This is a genomic window from Dellaglioa sp. CoH-57-MRSF-17, assembly GCF_056782015.1.
This window is the reverse complement of record NZ_JBXAXY010000068.1, coordinates 1-381: the sequence shown is the minus strand read 5'-3', so window position 1 is coordinate 381 and position 381 is coordinate 1. Positions and strand designations below refer to the sequence as shown.

Below are 381 nucleotides of genomic sequence, written 5' to 3'. Positions count from 1 at the left end.
AGTTAAGCTTCTTAGCGCCAAGAGTAGTTGGGGGTCGCCCCCTGCGAGGGTAGGACGTTGCCATGCTAATAATAAATTTAAAAATGTGCTAATCTAACTGATTAACACATTTTTATGTATATGACCCGTTGGTCAAGTGGTTAAGACACCGCCCTTTCACGGCGGTAACATGGGTTCAAATCCCGTACGGGTCATTTTCGCCGGCTTAGCTCAGTTGGTAGAGCATCGGTATCGTAAACCGAGGGTCACAGGTTCGACTCCTGCAGCCGGCATTAGTGGTTGCAAAATTGTTTTATGTAGTAGTAAAAGAGTGTGGTGGCGATAGCAAGAAGGATACACCTGTTCCCATGTCGAACACAGAAGTTAAGCTTCTTAGCGCCA

The 381-nt window shown here is 46.5% G+C and carries 2 tRNA genes and 1 rRNA gene; all 3 read left to right on the top strand.

Annotated features, from left to right (window positions below):
- Window positions 1–122 precede the first annotated feature (122 nt).
- Window positions 123–194 (top strand) — tRNA-Glu (locus AC1RPJ_RS07900).
- A 5-nt stretch (window positions 195–199) separates the two neighbouring features.
- Window positions 200–272 (top strand) — tRNA-Thr (locus AC1RPJ_RS07895).
- Between the two features lie 39 nt (window positions 273–311).
- Window positions 312–381, top strand: a 5S ribosomal RNA gene (gene rrf, locus AC1RPJ_RS07890); the annotation flags it as partial.